16 protein-coding genes are annotated in these 19,446 nt (G+C 41.7%); 12 read left to right on the forward strand and 4 right to left on the reverse strand.

All coding sequences use genetic code 11. From position 1 onward, the window contains the following. The first annotated feature begins 94 nt into the window (after positions 1–94). From KNP99_RS09915 to KNP99_RS09935, 5 genes are all read left to right on the forward strand, one after another. Positions 95–1,576, forward strand: coding sequence for a DEAD/DEAH box helicase (locus KNP99_RS09915; protein WP_353049631.1), 1,482 nt, complete (start codon positions 95–97; stop codon positions 1,574–1,576). A 598-nt stretch (positions 1,577–2,174) separates the two neighbouring features. Beyond that, positions 2,175–3,971 (forward strand): hypothetical protein, encoded by a 1,797-nt coding sequence (locus tag KNP99_RS09920; protein ID WP_215193201.1) that lies wholly within the window; start codon positions 2,175–2,177, stop codon positions 3,969–3,971. Then, a complete protein-coding gene (locus tag KNP99_RS09925; protein ID WP_215193202.1) occupies positions 3,968–4,852 on the forward strand; it encodes a hypothetical protein in 885 nt (294 codons plus the stop codon). Before KNP99_RS09920 ends, KNP99_RS09925 begins: the two co-directional genes overlap by 4 nt. Then, a complete protein-coding gene (locus KNP99_RS09930) occupies positions 4,849–5,607 on the forward strand; it encodes a DUF6339 family protein (RefSeq protein WP_215193203.1) in 759 nt (252 codons plus the stop codon). The genes KNP99_RS09925 and KNP99_RS09930 overlap by 4 nt, the downstream gene beginning before the upstream one ends. A gap of 82 nt (positions 5,608–5,689) precedes the next feature. Next, a complete protein-coding gene (locus KNP99_RS09935; protein WP_215193204.1) occupies positions 5,690–6,616 on the forward strand; it encodes an HNH endonuclease in 927 nt (308 codons plus the stop codon). A gap of 190 nt (positions 6,617–6,806) precedes the next feature. On the opposite strand, the gene KNP99_RS09940 is transcribed toward KNP99_RS09935, so the two are convergent. After that, a complete protein-coding gene (locus tag KNP99_RS09940; RefSeq protein ID WP_215193205.1) occupies positions 6,807–7,571 on the reverse strand; it encodes a hypothetical protein in 765 nt (254 codons plus the stop codon). 175 nt (positions 7,572–7,746) lie between these two features. On the opposite strand from KNP99_RS09940, the gene KNP99_RS09945 reads away from it, so the two are divergent. Beyond that, the gene (locus KNP99_RS09945) at positions 7,747–8,733 is read left to right on the forward strand and encodes a DNA cytosine methyltransferase (RefSeq protein ID WP_215193206.1); all 987 of its coding nucleotides are present in this window, start codon (positions 7,747–7,749) and stop codon (positions 8,731–8,733) included. Between the two features lie 207 nt (positions 8,734–8,940). Here the strand turns inward: KNP99_RS09945 and KNP99_RS09950 are convergent, their stop codons facing one another. The 3 genes from KNP99_RS09950 to KNP99_RS09960 all read right to left on the reverse strand — a co-directional run bounded on the left by KNP99_RS09950 (position 8,941) and on the right by KNP99_RS09960 (position 10,942). Further along, complete coding sequence (locus tag KNP99_RS09950; RefSeq protein WP_215193207.1) at positions 8,941–10,095, reverse strand: NgoFVII family restriction endonuclease; 1,155 nt, start codon at positions 10,093–10,095, stop codon at positions 8,941–8,943. Then, a complete protein-coding gene (locus tag KNP99_RS09955; RefSeq protein WP_353049632.1) occupies positions 10,073–10,405 on the reverse strand; it encodes a helix-turn-helix domain-containing protein in 333 nt (110 codons plus the stop codon). Before KNP99_RS09955 ends, KNP99_RS09950 begins: the two co-directional genes overlap by 23 nt. A 108-nt stretch (positions 10,406–10,513) precedes the next feature. Further along, positions 10,514–10,942: a VOC family protein gene (locus tag KNP99_RS09960; RefSeq protein WP_215193208.1), complete on the reverse strand. Its 429-nt coding sequence runs from the start codon at positions 10,940–10,942 to the stop codon at positions 10,514–10,516. Positions 10,943–11,154: 212 nt separating this feature from the next. Between KNP99_RS09960 and KNP99_RS09965 the strand changes: the two genes are divergently transcribed. The 6 genes from KNP99_RS09965 (at position 11,155) to KNP99_RS09990 (ending at position 19,388) form a co-directional block, all read left to right on the forward strand. Next, complete coding sequence (locus KNP99_RS09965) at positions 11,155–12,168, forward strand: LacI family DNA-binding transcriptional regulator (RefSeq protein ID WP_215193209.1); 1,014 nt, start codon at positions 11,155–11,157, stop codon at positions 12,166–12,168. Positions 12,169–12,374: 206 nt separating this feature from the next. Then, on the forward strand, positions 12,375–13,682 hold the full coding sequence (locus KNP99_RS09970; RefSeq protein ID WP_214767279.1) for an ABC transporter substrate-binding protein: 1,308 nt from the start codon (positions 12,375–12,377) through the stop codon (positions 13,680–13,682). A gap of 60 nt (positions 13,683–13,742) precedes the next feature. Then, positions 13,743–14,639 (forward strand): carbohydrate ABC transporter permease, encoded by an 897-nt coding sequence (locus KNP99_RS09975; protein WP_088836160.1) that lies wholly within the window; start codon positions 13,743–13,745, stop codon positions 14,637–14,639. A gap of 3 nt (positions 14,640–14,642) precedes the next feature. After that, positions 14,643–15,563 (forward strand): carbohydrate ABC transporter permease, encoded by a 921-nt coding sequence (locus KNP99_RS09980; RefSeq protein WP_088836161.1) that lies wholly within the window; start codon positions 14,643–14,645, stop codon positions 15,561–15,563. Positions 15,564–15,589: 26 nt separating this feature from the next. Continuing rightward, positions 15,590–16,936 carry a GH1 family beta-glucosidase gene (locus KNP99_RS09985; protein ID WP_088836162.1) on the forward strand — a complete coding sequence of 449 codons (1,347 nt, stop codon included), beginning with the start codon at positions 15,590–15,592 and terminating at the stop codon, positions 16,934–16,936. Between the two features lie 64 nt (positions 16,937–17,000). Beyond that, on the forward strand, positions 17,001–19,388 hold the full coding sequence (locus tag KNP99_RS09990; protein ID WP_215193210.1) for a carbohydrate binding domain-containing protein: 2,388 nt from the start codon (positions 17,001–17,003) through the stop codon (positions 19,386–19,388). The last annotated feature ends 58 nt before the right edge of the window (positions 19,389–19,446 follow it).

The raw sequence follows: 19,446 nt of genomic DNA on the forward strand, positions 1-19,446 counted from the left end.
TAGCTAAATTGACGCACGGCAATATGTCGCAGAACCGGAAGTTGACTATGCGGAGCAACAGATCGTCACGTCCGATGAGGTTCTGCCGCACCGGGTGCAGGAAGAAGCGTTACGTGCACTACGGGAAACGATGGAAGAAGGACGGAACCGTGCCTTGACCGTACTTGCGACGGGTCTTGGGAAAACGTACCTCAGTGCGTTCTTTGCACGTGATTTTAAACGGGTGCTGTTCCTCGCACATCAACGCGAGTTGCTGGAACAAGCGGAACGTTCGTTTAAGAAGGTCGAATCCAATTGGCAGACAGCCTTTTATATCGGATCAGACCGCACGAACGATGAACAGACGGACGTGCTGTTTGGCTCAGTCCAGACGTTATCCCAAAACCTGCATCTCGAACGGTTTGCAAAAGACCATTTTGATTTGATCATCATTGATGAGTTTCACCACGCAGCAGCTAAAAGTTATCAAAAAGTTTGGGCACATTTCGACCCCCGGTTTTTGATGGGACTGACAGCGACGCCGGACCGGATGGACGGAGCGGACGTCTATGCACTGTGTGACAATAACGTTGCCTTTCAAATGCACTTCACGTCAGCGATCAATGAAAGATTCCTGACACCGTTCCATTATTACGGGATTCATGATGTCATCGATTATTCGCAACTGCGGAGAATGGGACGGAAATATGATGCGATGGAATTGGAACAGGCGCAGATTGATCGGGCAGTCTCAGAAAACATCTATGCCGCCTGGTCGAAGCACCGGCAGACGAAGACGATTGGTTTTTGTTCGTCGATCCGCCAAGCGGAATACTTAGCGCAGACATTCCGGGAAGTGGGACACCAAGCGATTGCCTTAACCGGACAGACCGTCAATCGACGGGAACGGATTCAGGAGTTTGAACAGGGAACGTTAGAAATCGTCTTTACGGTCGATTTGTTTAATGAAGGAGTCGACATTCCAAAAGTTGATACGTTACTGTTCTGTCGACCGACGGAATCGATTGCAATCTACACGCAACAAATTGGACGGGGCTTACGTTTGGCAAAAAAGAAATCACATTGTGTCATCATCGATTTGATTGGGAACTATAAAAACGTCGAAACGAAGCTGATGTTGCTTGGAACAGTAAAAAACAAGCACAAGCGTGGGGACACGGCGCCGATTACACCACCAAAAGGATGCATCATCGAGTTCGATACACAAGCGCTGAATATCATTCATCGGATGCGTCAACCGAATCAGCGTAAATTACGTTTGATCGAGAGCTATGAACAATTGAAGCTCGATCTCGGGCGTCGTCCAACCTACGTTGAGATTGGTCAACTGACAGCCGTGCCGACTGGCTATAAACAAGAGTGGGGCTCGTACGTCGGTTTCCTGAAGGAACAAGGTGAATTGACGGATGAAGAAATCGAGACTTACGATGCTAACCGTGAACTGATTGAACAGGTCGAAAAGACAGTGATGAATCGAAGTTACAAGATGGTTGTGTTGCTGGCGATGCTCGAACGAGGAGAAGAACGATGGATGGAGCCGATTACGGCTGAAGAAGTCGCACCGTTTTTTTTATGAGAATTTGCATGCGGAAAAGTATCGAGAGTTGAAGGATGTACAAACGTCGGAGTTAAAAGGACCGTTTAATTCAACAAAAGTAGAAAAGTTATTGAAGAAGATGCCGTTTCCAAAGATGGGGAAACCATTTGTCTTTGATAATGATGTTTTGACTATCGATATAGTAATAAAATATTCAAATTATTTATACAAAATGATATACGAGCTTACATTATTAAGGGTTAATCTATATTTTTGGCATAAATAAAGAAATCATTAATCATTATGATAATGATTAATTAACATTTTTCAGTATATATAATATTAATTAAAATACCTATTCATAAAAAAACTTGTATAAAATTTTTTGATTATAATGTTTTGGTGTTTTATGTGAAGCCGAGAGAATAAGTGAATCAGCTTGGATGTTATAAAAGCTTATTTATCGGATTATGGTCGCGTGTACTAGCGGTATTTTCTCGATAAGAATATATTAGTTAAGTATTAACGTTAATGTTACAATTTATTTTTTTGAAATGATAAAAATGGAATTAGTTTAATAAATTCAACCTAAATATTTTTTATAAATAGGACATATTTAAAAATTGGAGGATTTACTATGAATGAAATAGGATGGGATTTTCCATTAACTAATGGTGGACGAGAAGATGGATTAAATGACTCAGGAATTTCTTATTTTCAAGCAGATCCAGTCAAATCATTGACGAGAGAAGTTATCCAAGACTCTTTAGATGCTAGGCACTCTAATGAGCTACCTGCTATTGTTGTTTTCGAACAAAAAAAATTAAATAAATCTTTAATTCCTGGAATTAAAGATTTGAATAATATTTTTAAATCTGCAACTGATTTTTATTCGGATAATCCCAATGAAACATATAAATTCTTTAAAAAGGGTTACGATGCTTTACAACAAAGTACAGTATCGGTGTTGGCGATTCGGGACAGAAATACGACTGGTTTGACAAAGGTAGGTCAAGCGAAGAAAAGTCATTTTCATCGCTTGACTAAAACGACAGGCGAAACCGAAAAGACTGGAAATTCAAATGGGTCATTTGGTATAGGTAAACATGCTCCTTTTGCCTCTTCATTATTTAGAGCTATGTTGTATGGGACGCTAAACATAGATAGTGATATGAGCAGGGGGTTTCAAGGAGTAATTAAAATTGCTAGTTATGATAGGGGAGAAGAATTCCCTACACAAGGAACGGGTTTTTATGGTCATAAAAAAGGTTTTCTTCCGATAACTGATTTAACCAATCTGGATTCATTTTTCCGAAGAGAAGACGGTGATTATGGAACTGATAAATTCATTCTCGGTTTTGAAGTAAATAAAAACTGGGAAAAAATCGTGATAGAAGAATCAGTAGCAAACTATATGTGGGCTATTATCTGCGGTTCATTAGAAATACATGTTGAAGATACTGTAATCAATAAAGATACTCTCGATATTGTAGTAAAGCAAATTTCTGAATTCAATCCAGAGAGTACGTGTCTGGAGTTTTATAAATCTTTAACCGCTTCTGAGTCGATTGTTAAAACAAAAGAGTTTGAAACAGAAGATGGGTCTAAAGAAACTATGAAACTATTTTTGTTAAAAGGATCTGAGTTTAGTAAAAGAGTGTCGTTAATAAGAGGCACCGGAATGAAAATCTATGAGAAAGGGCATTTCAGAACACCAGAAAATTTTGCAGGGACACTTATTGTAGAGGGTAAAAAACTCAATCATGTTGTAAGGAAAATGGAGCCACCTACACACGATGATTGGAAACCTGGACTGTATAAAGAAAACAAAAAATATGCAGAACGTCTCAAGAAAGATTTATACAAATGGCTCAATGATGAAGTTAGAGCAATAACACCTAAATATGAAAAAGATTCTATTGAGCTCCTTGGATTAGAAAACATTCTTCCTAGTTTGAGTCAAGAAGAGAGTCCAGTTCAAGAAGTGAATTTACAATCGAATAGAGAAAAAATTAAATCGATAACCATTGTAAATAATTCTATGAATGCACCTAAACCAAGAAAACGCCCAAAGTCGAAACCTGGAACAAAAAAAACTTCACAAGGAGGTCCTTCTAAGAAATTGAAAGATCAAAACACTAAATCACAGATTAATCGAATGAGGATTTTTTGTGTAGATGAGAATAGTGGAAACTATAGATTAGTTGTAAACCCTACTACGTCTGGAGAAGCTTACATTGAAGTTAAACTAGTGGGAGAAAGTATTTCAGAGCAAGCACAAATTCACAATGCAATTGAAAATCAAACAGGTGAAACTATTCAAATTCAAGATAACGTACTAGGACCATTAAACCTTGTTAAAGGATCTAACAAAATCATTACGGTTACATTAGATCATCTAACGCGTTACTCTTTGGAGGTTCTACAAAAATGAGAATGAAAGCGCGTAATTTCCCGCACCCAGTATTAAACCCTGTCAGTGATGATTTTCAAGATGGATATTTTAAAGGGATTGTTTCAGAAATCTCTGAGGAGGAAGAACAGTTACATTTTAAAATAAGTTTAGATTTGAATAATGAAGACTTAAATCAGCTTATTCAATCAAAAGAAGCAAAATTCAGTGTTCATTTTGAATGTATCTCTACCATGCAACGTTTTTCATTTAGTAGTTCAGTGCTTGAATTTGTTGTTTTTATTGATAAAGAGTTATTGAATAAAAAAATAGACGTAAATTTTTTTATTCTAGCAGCAGAAGACATTCATGAGTATACCAACAAAGACGCTCATATCGATTACGACAGTTTAGCTTTTAAAATTCAAAAAGGTGATATTTTGGCCTTTGGTGTATCTCAAACAATTCAAATCGAAAAAGAACCTTTATCTGATACAAGTAGTATCTTTAAAATAAGTAAAACTTCTAAAGCAGATGCTCCATCTGTAGAAGTTGATTTTCTTGAAAATCAGATTGAAATTATCATTCCAGAATTGGTATACGAAAAAATAGCAAAGCTTCAGCAGTACGGTGATGATTGTAATAAAGTATTGATATCAATGTTATATTTACCGGCCTTGATAGATGTATTGTTTAACATTCAATCGATAGCTTTAAATGACGAATACGAATTAGAGAATATCTCCACACGAGATTGGTATCGTACTTTGGAAAAACAACTACAAAAAAAGGGATATGTCATCACTAACTTAAGTCCCGAAAAAATCACTCAAATTTCTTATGATTTAATTAACTTAGAACCAGATGCTTCATTGATAGCGTTAGAGAATATTGTTGACTATGAAGAGGATGAGAACTTATGAAGTATGTGATTATGAAAGATGCTGTTTTACAAGAGTTAAAAGATGGTATTGCTGATAATCTATATAGTTATCAACAATACAGCAATCAAGAATTTTTAAACGTATTACAAATAGATAATCAAGTAATAGATACCTTACTGGAAGTAGATCCAATGAATAAAAGTAAAAATGATTTAGAGAACGCTATAAAACTATTCGAATATTACAGAGATTTACCGCTAACGTTAGCTTCTGACGAAAGGTTTTGGACACAGTTAACCCATACATCATTTTGGAATTATATGTGTAAAAGATGGCCGATCGATGCCGCAGAAAATGATCCGATTGAGTTTGTAAAAACACGTTATTTTTTTAATACGAGAAGTAAAACATTTTATCGGAATGGCCTTTCAAGATTATGGTGGTTTACCTATTTAACACATGACATCACAAACGAAGATACTTATGAATACACACGTATCATTTTGCAAAGTCAGGATCTAGCTAATCTAATCATTGATTCTCCGAATATTTCACGAAATAAAACCGTTTTAAAAACATTTTTGAGAATCACAGAGTATGTAAGAAAATTAGAAGATAATCAAACTATTGAACCTTTAAAACAAAAGCGCCTTTTTTTTAGAGGGCTAGCCAAATATATTAATTTGGTTGGAGGTGTTACTGTATGGGATACATTGAGTGAAAACGAAGCATATGACAAAGCATGGCGTTATGTTCAAAACCATATTATATACAAGTATTCTGAAAAACTATAGGATAAGTGAATTTAGATGTTTCTTTTATGTAATCTGACATTAGAAAGGTACTATATTGACTTTGATTGGGGATGGAAAAAAGATGATAGACGTCTTCTTGCATACAGAAATTCTAAGAAAATTCGATCACTTAAAAGGCTCAGTATTAATAGGGAGAGAGTGTATAAAAGGAAAAGGAAAAGATAAACGTGTTCCAGCTGATGAGTATGTATCAGCGGAACATATATTGCACGATTTAATAAGAGGGTTCTATAAACCCAAAGGAGCTCCATTTTTACTCTCTTATCAAGCAACCGAATCCGAAGAGAATTACGGTAGACAGATCATTTGGAAAGACAAATCTCTTTTAGAGTTTGAGACGATTGAAATGATCCCTCCTTCCGGTGTAAAAGACAACAGAAAAGCAAGTGATATTGCAGCTGCAAGATATAATTTAAAAAATCAAATCCCAATTGGGATACTGCACAAAGTAAAAAAAGGCGTAAATGTTATTTTGGGTCTAGGGATAATTATTAGAGAAGATACAAACGGAAAATTTATTGTTCTTCCCTATTGTTTTGAGAAACCAAAAGGAGAAGATTTGAATGCTTTAGAGACGGCTTTTAATATGGAAACACAGCAAAATCTTACTACGGAAGTAGCTAGGGAAATTAAACAACGAAAAGGACAATCAAAATTTAAACAAGATCTTTTAACTAAGTATTCAACTTGCGCAATTTGTGATATTTCATCAAAGTACACTATTGCTAGTCACATTAAACCTTGGTCTATATGCACAAATTATGAACGATTGAATGTAAATAATGGCTTACTATTATGCCCAAACCACGATTACCTATTTGACAAAGGATGGATTTCTTTCAATAAACAAGGTGAACTGATTTTATCGAATAAAATGAATAGAAACGAATTTGAAAAGTTTAAGATTGATCTAAATTCAAAAATAGATGTTAATGCAACTATGGAAGAATTTATAATATATCATAATACGTATGTATTAAAAAAATAAAACTACAAAACTACACAAATACACTAGGATAGAAAAAAATACGTGTAGTTTTATACTGATCTAGCGATACGAGACACATATAAAACACGTCCGATGTTAGTACTTTTTAATAGTGTACCACTCCGAAGGTGTTTTATATTGTCTCATAAATTTAGATTAGCCCATTTTGTCGTTTAGAATAATATATTTTTTATTTTTTAAATTCTTGTTCAAAAGAATCCAGAGTTAAAAAATCACATGCTAGCAGATAGTAATTATCTACTTTTATTTTTGTGAAATTGAATAAATCTCCAGCTCTTAAAATATTTTTATTTATTACTGCATTTTGAATAAGTTCTAAGGTTCCGTAACCAGGAATATCATAGTCCCATCTATAAGATTTTTTTGTATAAGAATCTTTGGGGAGTTCAGAGAAATAGTTCCACAACTCATCTTTATCTATCCTCTCTAAATCTAATGATTTCTCATTTTTAATACACATAACTTTTTCAATATCAACATGGAGTCTAATTAATAAGAACAAATCATATGGACTATCTTCATCTACAAAGATCCCATCAGCTGACCACATACTTTTTTCAAGCATTAAAAGATTTCCGTAACTTTTTGTACTTTTGATCGTAATTTTTTTTTTGCCCGCAATAAAATCAGCAGAATCCCAAATACCTTTAGCATTAACAGTAAGATCTGGATACGAAATATCAATACCTTTTAATGTTGAAAATTCATAGAAAGCAAATTCTGCTAGTTTCCCCTGAAAACAATTTGCAAATGTAGCGCCCAACTTACGTTTTTCATTCCCTCCGTGGGCGTTCTCTCGAAGATATCCAGAACCGAAAGTCATATCATATGAAAAGTCGAATGCTAATTTAATACTTTCTTTTGAAAGTGCACCTGTCTTAGAAAATGTAACTTTGTGATTTGGATTTAACTTGTAATTACCTGTAAAAGCCACATCTAATTTATTTATAACAAACACAACCTTTTATAGTATTTTTTTACACTAAAATCATACTTTATTTTTTTATTTTAGTCGAATTCTCATTTATGAATAAAAAATGATAGGGTTGAATCTAAATATATGCTAAATTATAAAAAAGCGGCGCGCCGCAAAAAAGGTGATGTATATTATGACATATAAAGTAGTTGGTCTTTTTGGAGGCGTTGGTGGTATTGAACTAGGCTTTGAACAAGCCGGATTTGAATCTATTTGGGCAAATGAAATTGATGAGAAGGCTGCAATTACTTATCAACTTAATCACTCACATCATTTAGAAGTAAAAAGTATCAATGATGTTGAAGTAAAAGAAGTACCTGATCATGATCTACTAGTGGGTGGCTTTCCTTGCCAAGCATTCTCTATTGCTGGGTATCGTAAAGGATTCGAAGATGAGCGTGGGAATGTTTTTTTTGAAGTTATACGCTTAATCGAGAAGAAACAACCGCGCGTTGTATTACTTGAAAATGTTAAAAATTTAGTTAGCCATGATAAAGGTAATACCTTTACAGTAATTAAAGAGGCGTTAGAAGCACATGGTTATCGCATCAAACATAAAGTAATGAATGGAATGGAGTATGGAAACGTTCCTCAAAATCGAGAACGGATATATATTGTAGGTTTTAAGCATGAAGAAGATTATTTAAATTTTGATTTCCCAGATCCGATTCCGTTGACAACGCAACTAAGTGACGCTATTGATTTCGAGTCTAAATTAGATGAAAAATTATACTATACAGCAGAAAAGTATCGATTTTATGATCAACTAGAAGCAAATATTCTTAGTCATGAAACTGTTTATCAATGGCGTCGACAATATGTACGTGAAAACAAGTCGAATGTATGTCCAACCCTTACCGCAAACATGGGAACTGGTGGACATAATGTACCGTTAGTATTGACGAAACACGGCATTCGTAAATTGTCTCCAAAAGAATGTTTTAACATTCAAGGGTTTCCAAAAGATTTTCAGTTGCCAATTGGGATTGCTCAGTCTCACCTTTACAAGCAAGCGGGGAATTCTGTAGTAGTTCCAGTAATTCGTCGTATCGCTGAAAATCTTTACGCAACACTCGAGAAAAATAAAACGATTTCTCATCAAGAAAGTCTATCAATTTAATCGTTGAATGTGAAAAGAGGTTGAGATATAACCAGGTTTCATCCTCGTAGCGGTAAATCTTAAAAGTGCCTTCCGCAGAACATTGTCTGAAGGATAATCTAGTAATGTATAAAGAAAAAATAAGGAATTGCTCATCTATAACGATGGCAATTCCTTATTTTCTTTAAAAGTCCGTTAGTTATATCCCAATCCCTTTTTAATCTTTGTTTATAAATATTCAGTTTGAAAGTCATCATAAGTTCCCAATTCACAAAAATCGATGGAGTAGGTGTTTTCATCGTGGCGCTCTACCCGGACTGAATCAATTCCGATGATTTCGAGATATTCATAGGTAAGAAGTTGTTCAGGTTGAAGTTCAAAGACAGTGCGCAGTAGCCATTCGCCTAATTCCCTATTTGGATTTGTCATAAGTGCTTTTGAGTTATCCTGACAAACTTTAGCGTTTAAACGGTTATGATCAGGCAAAGCGAGTGTGAATGGTTGATCACGGGGGGGGAAAAAATCCGGAAATGCAGTATGAATTTTCTTTGGAATCGGTACATATACTTCATCATGATGACGAGGACGACCGTTTGCATTCCATTGATTTAATCCACTACGTTCTGGAACATGGCGTTGTCTTCCGTGATCTGAGAATAATGGCAAGATCACGTACGGATTCGCTTGTTCAGTCGTAGGTGAGGTTTGTGGTTCGCTAATGGCTGTTGTTTCAGACATGAGTAGACTACCCTGTGAATCCATGTTTTTGATAAGTGAATATGGATCTTCCAAGATGTCTACTGGGATGCTGTATAGTGGCGTATCCAACAAGAAACGTTTGTAAAGTGTACTTTTCGTTAAGTTAAAACTATAGGAATTGATTCCATCCTCAAAAGTGATTGTGTTTTTATTTTTCATGCTAACGTGTCGAATATTGGGGATGTCCACTAAGTCCATTTCAAGTTCATGAACTTGAAATCCTCCAAGTGCACGTGTAACGCAATGATAAATCATATCTGAAAATCCATACATCCGTTTAGTTAAGTTGATTCGCTCGTTACGTAATTCAGAAATTTTTAAGATAAGTTCACGTGGTTGTAAATTGCGATAAAGAAGTGCATCTTTATTAAATTCAGCAATCTTCTGCAGAGTACGCCCGTTTCCATGAATGAATGTCTTGATTCCGACACCTACGCCACTTAACGCTGCATCTGCAGAGCAATCTGCGCGTCCTAAATTTTCAGCTCCAAAAGCTAGACAGTAAATGTTTTCTACACTTCGTGGCACTAAGAATGGAATGTTATTGTCCGAAAATAGCTTCGAAAGCTTTCCAGATGCGCTTAATAAATTCGTATACTCGTTAATTTGATTTTGAGTTGTCATTTGATGAATTCTCTCCTTTTATATTCAAAGATAGTAACGTATCAGCCGATACTTCTAGGGTTTTACAAATCCGAATAAAGACATCTAGTGAAGGGCTACGTCTACCAGATTCGTATAAGGACCAGGTAGAAGGATGGACATGACACATGTGAGCAGCCTCTTTAGATGATAGTTTTCGGATTTCGCGAACGTTTTGTAATTGATTGGGGAACATTTTATATGAATCAGCAACCAAGTAATTCAACCCCCTATTAAAATGTATTATTTGAAAGTGTTTATAGGATAGCAAAAAAAAATAAAAATACGTCATTAATTTGCGATTAGCAAATTAATGACGTATTTTTATTCTTAAAAACAAATTAATTTCATCTTATATCAAAAAACCTCCTCTGCTCATTTGAGTAGGGGAGGTTGTGATTTAAGCCGTCACTTCACTCACTTCATGATTGAGTTGCCACTGCACACCAAACGGATCTTCGACGATGCCGTAAGCTTCACTCCAAAACGTTTTTTGAATTGGCATGATGACGGTACCGTCTTTCGCGAGCTTGTCGAATGTCTCATGAATGACCTGGATGTCCGGCAAATGCAGAGCCAGTGTGACGTTTTGTCCAATCGTCACGGGATCGTGCGGCATCGCGTCAGAAAACATGATTCGTGTTCCGTGAACAATTAATTGCGAATGCAGGACAAGCGACTGGACGTCTTTTGCAAACGGTTGACCGTCCGGACCGTTACCGGGACCAAACTCCATGATCTCAGGGATGTCCTGGCCGAAGATGTTGGCGTAGTAATGGATCGCCTCACGGGTGTTGCCATTGAAGACAAGGTAGGGGGTAATCGGCATGGTAATGCTCCTCTCCATTTGAGCACGACTGACTGATGCTTATAGTATACCAAACATTTGTTCTTGTTTGTATGTTTTTCTGATTAAAAATGAAAGCGATATCATTTATTTTTTAAATTCCAAATAAATTCGAAAAAAATGGTTGTGTCTTTCCAAATTCCCGTCTATACTAAGTTTATCGAAAGCGCTTTCGGTGAAATGAGGTTTTAACGATGGGCACAATTTATGATTTAGCAAAATTAACAGGTTTTTCGATTACGACAGTCTCAAAGGCATTAAACAACTATTCCGATGTCAGTGAGAAAACGAAAGCAAAAATCATTCAGGCGGCAGCGGATATGGGGTACTTACCCAATGCGCATGCTCAGTCCCTTTCGACGAAACGGTCCTGGACGATCGGGGTCATGTTCTCGGAAGCGAACGAAGTCGGGATGATGCATCCGTTCTTCAACGCGATCATCGAAAGTTTCCGTCAAGCGACGGAGCAACAAGGATACGACTTAATCTTTGCTTCACGTAATCTCCGCAACCGCGACATGAGTTACCTCGAGCATTTTCAGCACCGGGCGGTCGACGGTATCGTCGTCATCTGTTCCGATCAAATGGACCAGCACGTCCAAGAGTTAATTCAGAGCACGATTCCAATCGTCGTCGTCGATATGGACAGCGCGGATTGTAGCGTCGTCTTCTCAGACAATCTGACAGGCGGAGCACTCGCTATCAATCACTTGCATGAACTCGGTCATCGCCGAATCGCCCATATCGCGGGAGATACGACGATTGACGCAGGAAGTGCACGGATTGCTGGGTACGAACGGGCAATGGCTGAACTCGCACTACCGATTTTAGAAGGTTACTTAATCAACGGTGGTTTTTTCTCGGTCGAAGAAGGTAAACAAGCGATGCAGACGTTACTTGCCTTACCACAACGTCCAACGGCAGTATTCGTTGCCGGTGACCAAATGGCGATCGGTGCGATGGAAGCAATCCATGAAGCCGGGTTACACGTACCAGCAGATATTTCAATCGTCGGCTACGATGATATCGAAATGTCGAAATACGTCACACCGAAGTTGACGACCGTCCGGCAAGATACGGAACGGATCGGACAACACGCAGCGGATTTATTGATCGAACAGATCGTCAACAAGCAACGTCTCAAGACGACGGACATCATTCCCGTCGAGTTGATCGTCCGCCATTCAACGGGACCCGTCAACGACTAACAATCGATTTCGAAATCGCTCTCGCAGGTGGAAGGCGAGGACAAGCGAGAGCGGTTTCGAAACAGTATATTTTTTTAAAGCTTTCCGAAAGGGCTTTCGGAACTTTTTTCTAGGAGTTTTCGAAAGCGCTTTCGATATTTTTGGATAAGAAATGAAACCGCTTACTAAATTAGTGAGCGAGTACATCAGAAAAAGGATGGGATGACATGCGTAAGAAGTTAGTCAGTGTTTTGACAGTCGGCGCGTTAACAGCAAGCGTTTTAGCAGGATGTTCAGATAGTAAAGAAGCAACGACAAGTGATGGGAAACAAGTCTTGAAAATCTGGTCATTCACGGATGAGTTAAAAGAACCAATCAAAAAGTTCGAAGAGAACAATGATGTCAAAGTCGAATTGACGATCGTTCCGATCGCGGATTACCCAACGAAATTAAAACCGGCACTTGAGAGCGGCGTCGGTGCACCGGATATCTTCACAGGTGAGATCGCCTTCTTGAAACAATGGGTCGACGCCGGTTACTGGGCGAACCTATCTGAAAAACCGTTTAACGCAGACGAAGTCAAAGATGACTACATCCCGTACGTCTATGACATGGGGAAAGACAAAGACGGTAACGTTCGTGCGCTGTCATGGCAAACAACACCGGGTGGTATCTATTACAAACGCAGCATCGCCAAAAAAGTCCTCGGCACAGATGATCCAAAAGAAATCGGCGCGATGATGAACTCGATGGACGGCGTCTTCGATGTCGCTGAGAAGATGAAAGGCAAAGGCTACAAAATGTTCCCGGATGAAGGTTCAATCCGTTGGTTCGCACAAGGTAATGATCCGCAGGCCTGGGTCAACGATAAGCAAGAGCTCGTCTTGACAGAAGACAAGAAGAACTACATGGATTACGCGAAAGAGCTCCGGACGAAACAATACACAGCACTTGCACCGGAGTGGTCACCATCATGGTTCGCAGGGATGGATAAGCCGGTCAAAGTCAAAGAAAACGGTAAAGAAACCGAAACAGAAATCTTCTCGTATGTCCTTCCAACATGGGGCTTACACAGTGTCTTAAAAGAAAATGCGAAGAAATCAGCCGGTGACTGGGCCGTCACAAGCGGACCGAGCCCATACTTCTGGGGCGGTACATGGTTAGGTGTCTATAAAGATTCGAAGAAACAAAAACTTGCGTATGATTTCGTCAAGATGATGACGCAGGACGAAGAGTTCTTGACAGATTGGGCGAAAGAAACAGGTGACGTCCTTGCGTATACACCAGTTACCGATAAAATCAAAACCGACTTCAAAGATGAGTTCCTCGGCGGACAGAACAACTATGAGTTCTTCCTTGATCAAGCGGATCAAATCACACCGGGTATCGTGACGAAGTACGACCAACAGCTCGATACATTGTACGGTGCGTCTGTCATGGAGTATGTCCAAGGCAAAAAATCAAAAGACGAAGCACTTGCTGAATTCTACAAAAAAGTCAAAAATGCGTATCCGGACGTCAAAGTACCGGAATAAGGAGACTGGGTGGGGCGGACCTCGCCCTACCTCTTCTTGTTTAAGAAAGGGGTTTGACCTGTGAAAAAACTCGATCGCCATGGTTATCTGTTCATCGCACCGTTTTGGATCGTCTTCTTAATCTTCAGCATCTATCCGGTCGCGTTGACGTTCTATTACAGTTTCACGAACTACACAGGCGCAGAAGGCGAACAACTCGTCGGACTCGCGAACTATACGCGTTTGCTCGGAGATACGTACTTCATTGAAGCGTTCTTCAATACGATCAAGATTTGGGGACTGAACTTCATCCTGCAAATTGGTGGAGCGTTGATGCTCGCCTTACTGTTCTCAGACTTACAACTCAAGTTAAAAGGACTTGCTTTCTTCCGGGCGACGTTCTACTTACCGAACTTAATCACGATTAGCTCGGTTGCCTTGTTGTTCGGGATTTTACTCGACTGGCAACACGGATCACTCAACATGATGTTGATGAAAGTCGGAATCATTTCCGACCCGATCAACTGGTTGACACAACCGGTCACAGCCCAGATTTCCGTTTCACTCATCCTGACCTGGATGTGGCTTGGTCACTCGTTCATCGTCGTCATGGCCGGTGTATCCGGCATCTCGAAAGATTATTTCGAAGCGGCCTTGATTGATGGTGCGACACGCTGGCAAATCTTCTCGCGAATCACGTTGCCGCTGTTAAAACCGATCCTGCTTTACATCATGATCACGTCACTGATCGGTGGACTGCAACTGTTTGATCTCCCGATGTTGATTACGGACGGTGTCGGTGCGCCGGATGGTGCCTTGAACACGATGGTCCTCTATCTCTACAATCAAGCCTTTAAGTACAACAACTATGGCTACGCTGCTGCCGTCGCCTATGGATTGTTTGCTATCACGCTCGTCTTTTCAATCATCGTCTTCAAAGGGATGTTCCGAAAAGAACGTTCACCGAAAGGAGCCTGACCGATGGAACGAAATGCAGAAGCACGGCGGATCGTCCCGCAAACGGAGGAACAACCGGAGCGTTCAGAACGTCCGCTGAAGTTGGCACCACCGAAACAGAAAAAAGCCTGGTTCGGCAAGAGCCTGATCTATGTCAGCCTGATTGCCTTGACCATCGCCTGTATCATTCCATTTTTAATGATGATCATCAACGCGACCCGGTCGAACGAAGAAGTCCTGTCCGGTTTCTCCTTGATTCCCGGGAACTCGCTCGCTGAGAACTATGCGGCGTTAAGCTCCTACGTCAACATCTGGTCCGGCTTCAAGAACAGTCTGATCATCGCCATCCTCGTCACTGTCTTGTCGGGTTACTTCTCAGCGATGACAGCGTTCGGATTTGCTTTTTATCAGTTCAAAGGAAAAAACGTCCTGTTCGTCTTCATGCTCGTCATGATGATGATTCCGGGACAACTCGGATTGATCGGGTTCTACGAACTCAGTAAGAATTTAGGTATTCTCGACAGCTTCATCCCGCTGATCGTTCCGGCGATTGCCAGTCCATTCACGGTCTTCTTCGTCCGTCAGTATTTACAGACCGTCATGCACCCAAGTTTGATTGAGGCGGCGCGAATGGATGGTGCAAGCGAATGGCGTATCTTCCATACGATCGCCTTGCCAATGATGATGCCGGCGATCGCGACGATGTCGATCTTTACGTTCATCGGTTCGTGGAACAACTACATCATGCCGCTCGTCCTATTGTTCTCACCAGAAAAATACACGTTACCGGTCTTGATGGGCTTCTTGAAAGGTTCACAAGTCGCAGAAAACTTAGGGGCACTTTATCTCGGGATCGCGATTTCTGTCGTCCCAATCATGATCGCTTTCTTGTTCCTATCAAAATACATCGTCAGCAGCATCTCAGCTGGTGCCGTCAAAGAATAATCTGTTAGTTAAAGGGGAGTACGCGTATGAAATTTGCATCAAACTTCGTCTTCGGAACGGCTACGTCTTCGTATCAAATCGAGGGCGCACACGACGAGGGGGGACGGACACCATCAATTTGGGATACGTTCTGCGATACGGACGGAAAAGTTTTTGAAAAACACAATGGCGATGTCGCCTGCGACCATTACCACCGGTTTGAAGAAGACATCCAGCACATCAAACAGTTAGGCGTCGATACGTACCGCTTCTCGATTGCCTGGCCACGGATCTTCCCGGCGAAAGGTCACTACAACCCGGAAGGCATGGCGTTTTATCGGACACTCGCGACACGCTTACGCGAAGAAGGGATCAAACCGGCCGTCACGCTCTACCACTGGGATTTACCGATGTGGGCATACGACGAAGGGGGCTGGGTCAACCGTGACTCGGTCGACTGGTTCCTCGACTTCGCCCGTGTCTGCTTCGAAGAACTCGACGACATCGTCGATTCGTGGATCACGCACAATGAACCGTGGTGTGCCGGTTTCCTCAGCTACCACCTCGGACACCATGCACCCGGTCACACGGACATGAACGAAGCCGTCCGTGCCGTTCACCACATGCTGTTGTCACACGGAAAAGCGGTCGAACTGCTCAAAGGGGAGTTCAACTCGGCGACACCGATCGGCATCACATTGAATCTCGCACCGAAGTACGCGAAGACGGATTCCGTCAATGATCAGTTGGCGATGAACAACGCCGACGGGTACGCGAATCGCTGGTTCCTCGACCCAATCTTCAAGGGACAGTATCCGGTCGACATGATGAACCTGTTCTCGAAATACGTCCATACGTACGACTTCATCCAAGAAGGCGACATGGCAACGATTTCGGTCGGCTGTGACTTCTTCGGGATCAACTTCTACAGCCGCAACTTAGTTGAATTCAGTGCCGCGAATGACTTCTTGCACAAAGATGCGTACTCGGACTACGATAAGACGGGCATGGGCTGGGACATCGCACCAAACGAGTTCAAGGACTTGATTCGTCGCCTTCGCGCGGAATATACGTCACTCCCGATCTTCATCACGGAGAACGGGGCAGCGTTCGACGATCAACTCGTCGATGGTCGTGTCCATGACCAAAACCGGATTGACTATGTTGCGCAACACTTGCAAGCGGTCTCCGACTTGAACGACGAGGGAATGAACATCGAAGGCTACTACCTTTGGTCGCTGCTCGATAACTTCGAGTGGAGCTTCGGATACGACAAACGATTCGGCATCATCTATGTCGATTTCGAAACACAGGAACGGACATGGAAGGACAGCGCGCATTGGTATGCCGATGTCATCCAGACACATAAAGCAACACTCTCACAGGAAGCGTAACTCAGTCGCAGGCAAGGTCGAATTACATCGGTCTTGCCTGTTTTTTGTCAAAGGAGGATTACAGATGAAGAAATGGCTCGCAGTCGCCCTTGGGACAGGCTTAGTCTTAACTTATGCCGGGACAGGGCATGCTGAAAAAGCAGACAAACAGGACAAAACGAAATGGAAAATGGTCTGGTCGGACGAGTTTACGAAACAACAACTTGACCGGACGAAATGGAACTACGACACGGGAAACTGGATCGTCGATGCGGACGGCAACGGCGTTTCATCCGGGTGGGGAAATAACGAAAAACAATATTATACCGACAAAAAAGACAATGCCTTCATCCGTGACGGAAAACTCGTCATCCGCGCAAAACAGGAAAAGACGACGGACGCCTTCGGAAGTTATGACTACACTTCGGCAAAATTGAAGACAAAAGGACTGTTCAGCAAGACGTACGGCCGTTATGAAATCAAAGCGAAACTGCCGACCGGTAAAGGACTGTGGCCAGCGTTTTGGATGTTGCCGGAGCAGGACAAGTATGGTGCCTGGGCATCGTCCGGTGAAATCGATGTGATGGAATCCTGGGGCAGTCAGCCTGAAAAGGTCGCGGGGACAATTCATTACGGCGAAAACTGGCCGAACAATAAATATACCGGAAAAGATTATCATTTCCCGGACGGTGAGCGGATTGACCAGTGGCATACATATGCCGTTGAGTGGGAGCCGGGTGAACTCCGTTGGTACGTCGACGGAAACCTCTATCAGACACAAAACGATTGGTACAGCAAAGGAAAAAATACGGCGACGAACTACAGTTATCCGGCACCGTTCGACCAAAATTTCTATCTCGTGATGAACCTCGCTGTCGGCGGCTGGTTCGACGGGGAAGTCGACGCGACGACGAAGTTCCCGGCTGAGATGGAAGTCGATTATGTCCGGGTCTATGACCTGAAGAACCGTGACTACCGCGAACCGGTCGAACCGGTCTATGAAGACGTGACGTTGCCGGACGAGGCGAAGCAACCGCTTGAAGACGGCAACCTCGTCTATGACCAAGCGTACGAAAAAGCGATTAAGGCGATTACGGACGGCGCGCAGACACTTGATCCGACCTACTGGAACTATGTGACGTTGCCTGACTTTGGTGGGGAAGGATCCGTTCAAGTGACGGAGCAGGACGGGACTCGTTTCGCTGACGTGATGATCACAAAGCCTGGGGCACAGACGTACTCGCACCAATTGATTCAAAACGTTTCGCTCGCACAAGGTGGCCGTTATCAAGTCAGCTTCGACGCGAGTAGCGACCAGGCGCGGAAGATGGTGGTCAAAGTCGGTGGTGGTGCTGAACGCGGTTATACGAAATACTCGAATGAAGAATCAATCGATTTAACGACGACCATCAAGCCTTACACGTTTACGTTCGACATGACGGGTGAAACGGATCTTGCGGCACGACTTGAATTCAATTTAGGTCTCGCGCAAGCGGGCGTCAAAATCGGCAACGTCCGTGTCGAACAGATTCCACGCGGTGAAATCGATGAAGCGGCAACAAAACCGGCTTTACCGGACGGCAATCAAATCTACAACGGGACGTTTGACCAAGGGGCGATGGATCGTTTGACGTATTGGCAGTTTGATGCCGGGAAAACGAAGGGGACGGGATCGGTCGACCCGGTAACACGTGACTTCACGTTTAAGACAAATCCGTCAAAAGGTCAACCGGCGACGTTAGCCCAACAAGGCGTACAACTCGTAAAAGACCATCAATATGTGCTGCGTTTCAAAGCAGCAGCAAAACGGGTGAACAAGATGGACGTTCAGTTGACGGATGTGACAGGAACGACGGCTTACCTGCCGGAACAACGGATTGCGCTGAGCGGTAAGATGGAGACGTTTGAAGTACCGTTTACGATGACAGAAGCGACGGATCTAAAAAGTCGTCTCCAGTTCATTCTTGGATCAGAGAAAGGGGAAGTGACCATCGATGATGTTGAACTCTTTGACACGACGCCGATCGAGATCGACAAGTCGCCGTTAAAAAACGGCTCGTTCACGGAAGGGCTGAACTTCTGGAGTTCATACGTTCATTATGATGCACAAGCGGTCGTCTCGACGGTAAATGAAGCTGCAAAAATCGCGATTGCTTCAGAAGGACAGGAGCCATGGAGCGTCCTGCTCGAGCAAGGGAACTTAGCGCTCGTCAAAGGACAGACGTACCAGTTGACGTTTAAGGCATCGTCGACGGTTGCACGGCCGCTCGAAGTGACGGTCGAAAATGCGGCGTATACGCGTTACTTCAGTCAGGTCGTCGAACTCGGGACGGAAGCAAAAACGTATCAGTTTGACTTTACGCTCGGACAAGACGATACAGCTGGTCTGAAGTTCTTGATGGGAAAAGCGGCAGGCTCTCCGTTTGCGGCGCATGATGTGACGATTGATGATGTGAAGCTGGAAGTAAAATAAACCGGACGAGCCCTGACCTGTTAGGGCTCGTTTGTTGTGAAATTAAATATTTTTACTT

The organism is Exiguobacterium sp. s95, from assembly GCF_018618655.1.
Taxonomy (GTDB): Bacteria; Bacillota; Bacilli; order Exiguobacteriales; family Exiguobacteriaceae; genus Exiguobacterium_A; species Exiguobacterium_A oxidotolerans.

What these genes read in the sequence shown, in the direction of transcription:
- KNP99_RS09920 (WP_215193201.1), top strand. Translation starts at nt 2,175, where the DNA reads ATGAATGAAATAGGATGGGATTTTCCATTAACTAATGGTGGACGAGAA.
- KNP99_RS09925 (WP_215193202.1), top strand. Translation starts at nt 3,968, where the DNA reads ATGAGAATGAAAGCGCGTAATTTCCCGCACCCAGTATTAAACCCTGTC.
- KNP99_RS09930 (WP_215193203.1), top strand. Translation starts at nt 4,849, where the DNA reads ATGAAGTATGTGATTATGAAAGATGCTGTTTTACAAGAGTTAAAAGAT.
- KNP99_RS09935 (WP_215193204.1), top strand. Translation starts at nt 5,690, where the DNA reads ATGATAGACGTCTTCTTGCATACAGAAATTCTAAGAAAATTCGATCAC.
- KNP99_RS09945 (WP_215193206.1), top strand. Translation starts at nt 7,747, where the DNA reads ATGACATATAAAGTAGTTGGTCTTTTTGGAGGCGTTGGTGGTATTGAA.
- KNP99_RS09950 (WP_215193207.1), bottom strand. Translation starts at nt 10,095, where the DNA reads ATGACAACTCAAAATCAAATTAACGAGTATACGAATTTATTAAGCGCA.
- KNP99_RS09955 (WP_353049632.1), bottom strand. Translation starts at nt 10,405, where the DNA reads ATGACGTATTTTTATTTTTTTTTGCTATCCTATAAACACTTTCAAATA.
- KNP99_RS09960 (WP_215193208.1), bottom strand. Translation starts at nt 10,942, where the DNA reads ATGCCGATTACCCCCTACCTTGTCTTCAATGGCAACACCCGTGAGGCG.
- KNP99_RS09965 (WP_215193209.1), top strand. Translation starts at nt 11,155, where the DNA reads ATGGGCACAATTTATGATTTAGCAAAATTAACAGGTTTTTCGATTACG.
- KNP99_RS09970 (WP_214767279.1), top strand. Translation starts at nt 12,375, where the DNA reads ATGCGTAAGAAGTTAGTCAGTGTTTTGACAGTCGGCGCGTTAACAGCA.
- KNP99_RS09980 (WP_088836161.1), top strand. Translation starts at nt 14,643, where the DNA reads ATGGAACGAAATGCAGAAGCACGGCGGATCGTCCCGCAAACGGAGGAA.
- KNP99_RS09985 (WP_088836162.1), top strand. Translation starts at nt 15,590, where the DNA reads ATGAAATTTGCATCAAACTTCGTCTTCGGAACGGCTACGTCTTCGTAT.
- KNP99_RS09990 (WP_215193210.1), top strand. Translation starts at nt 17,001, where the DNA reads ATGAAGAAATGGCTCGCAGTCGCCCTTGGGACAGGCTTAGTCTTAACT.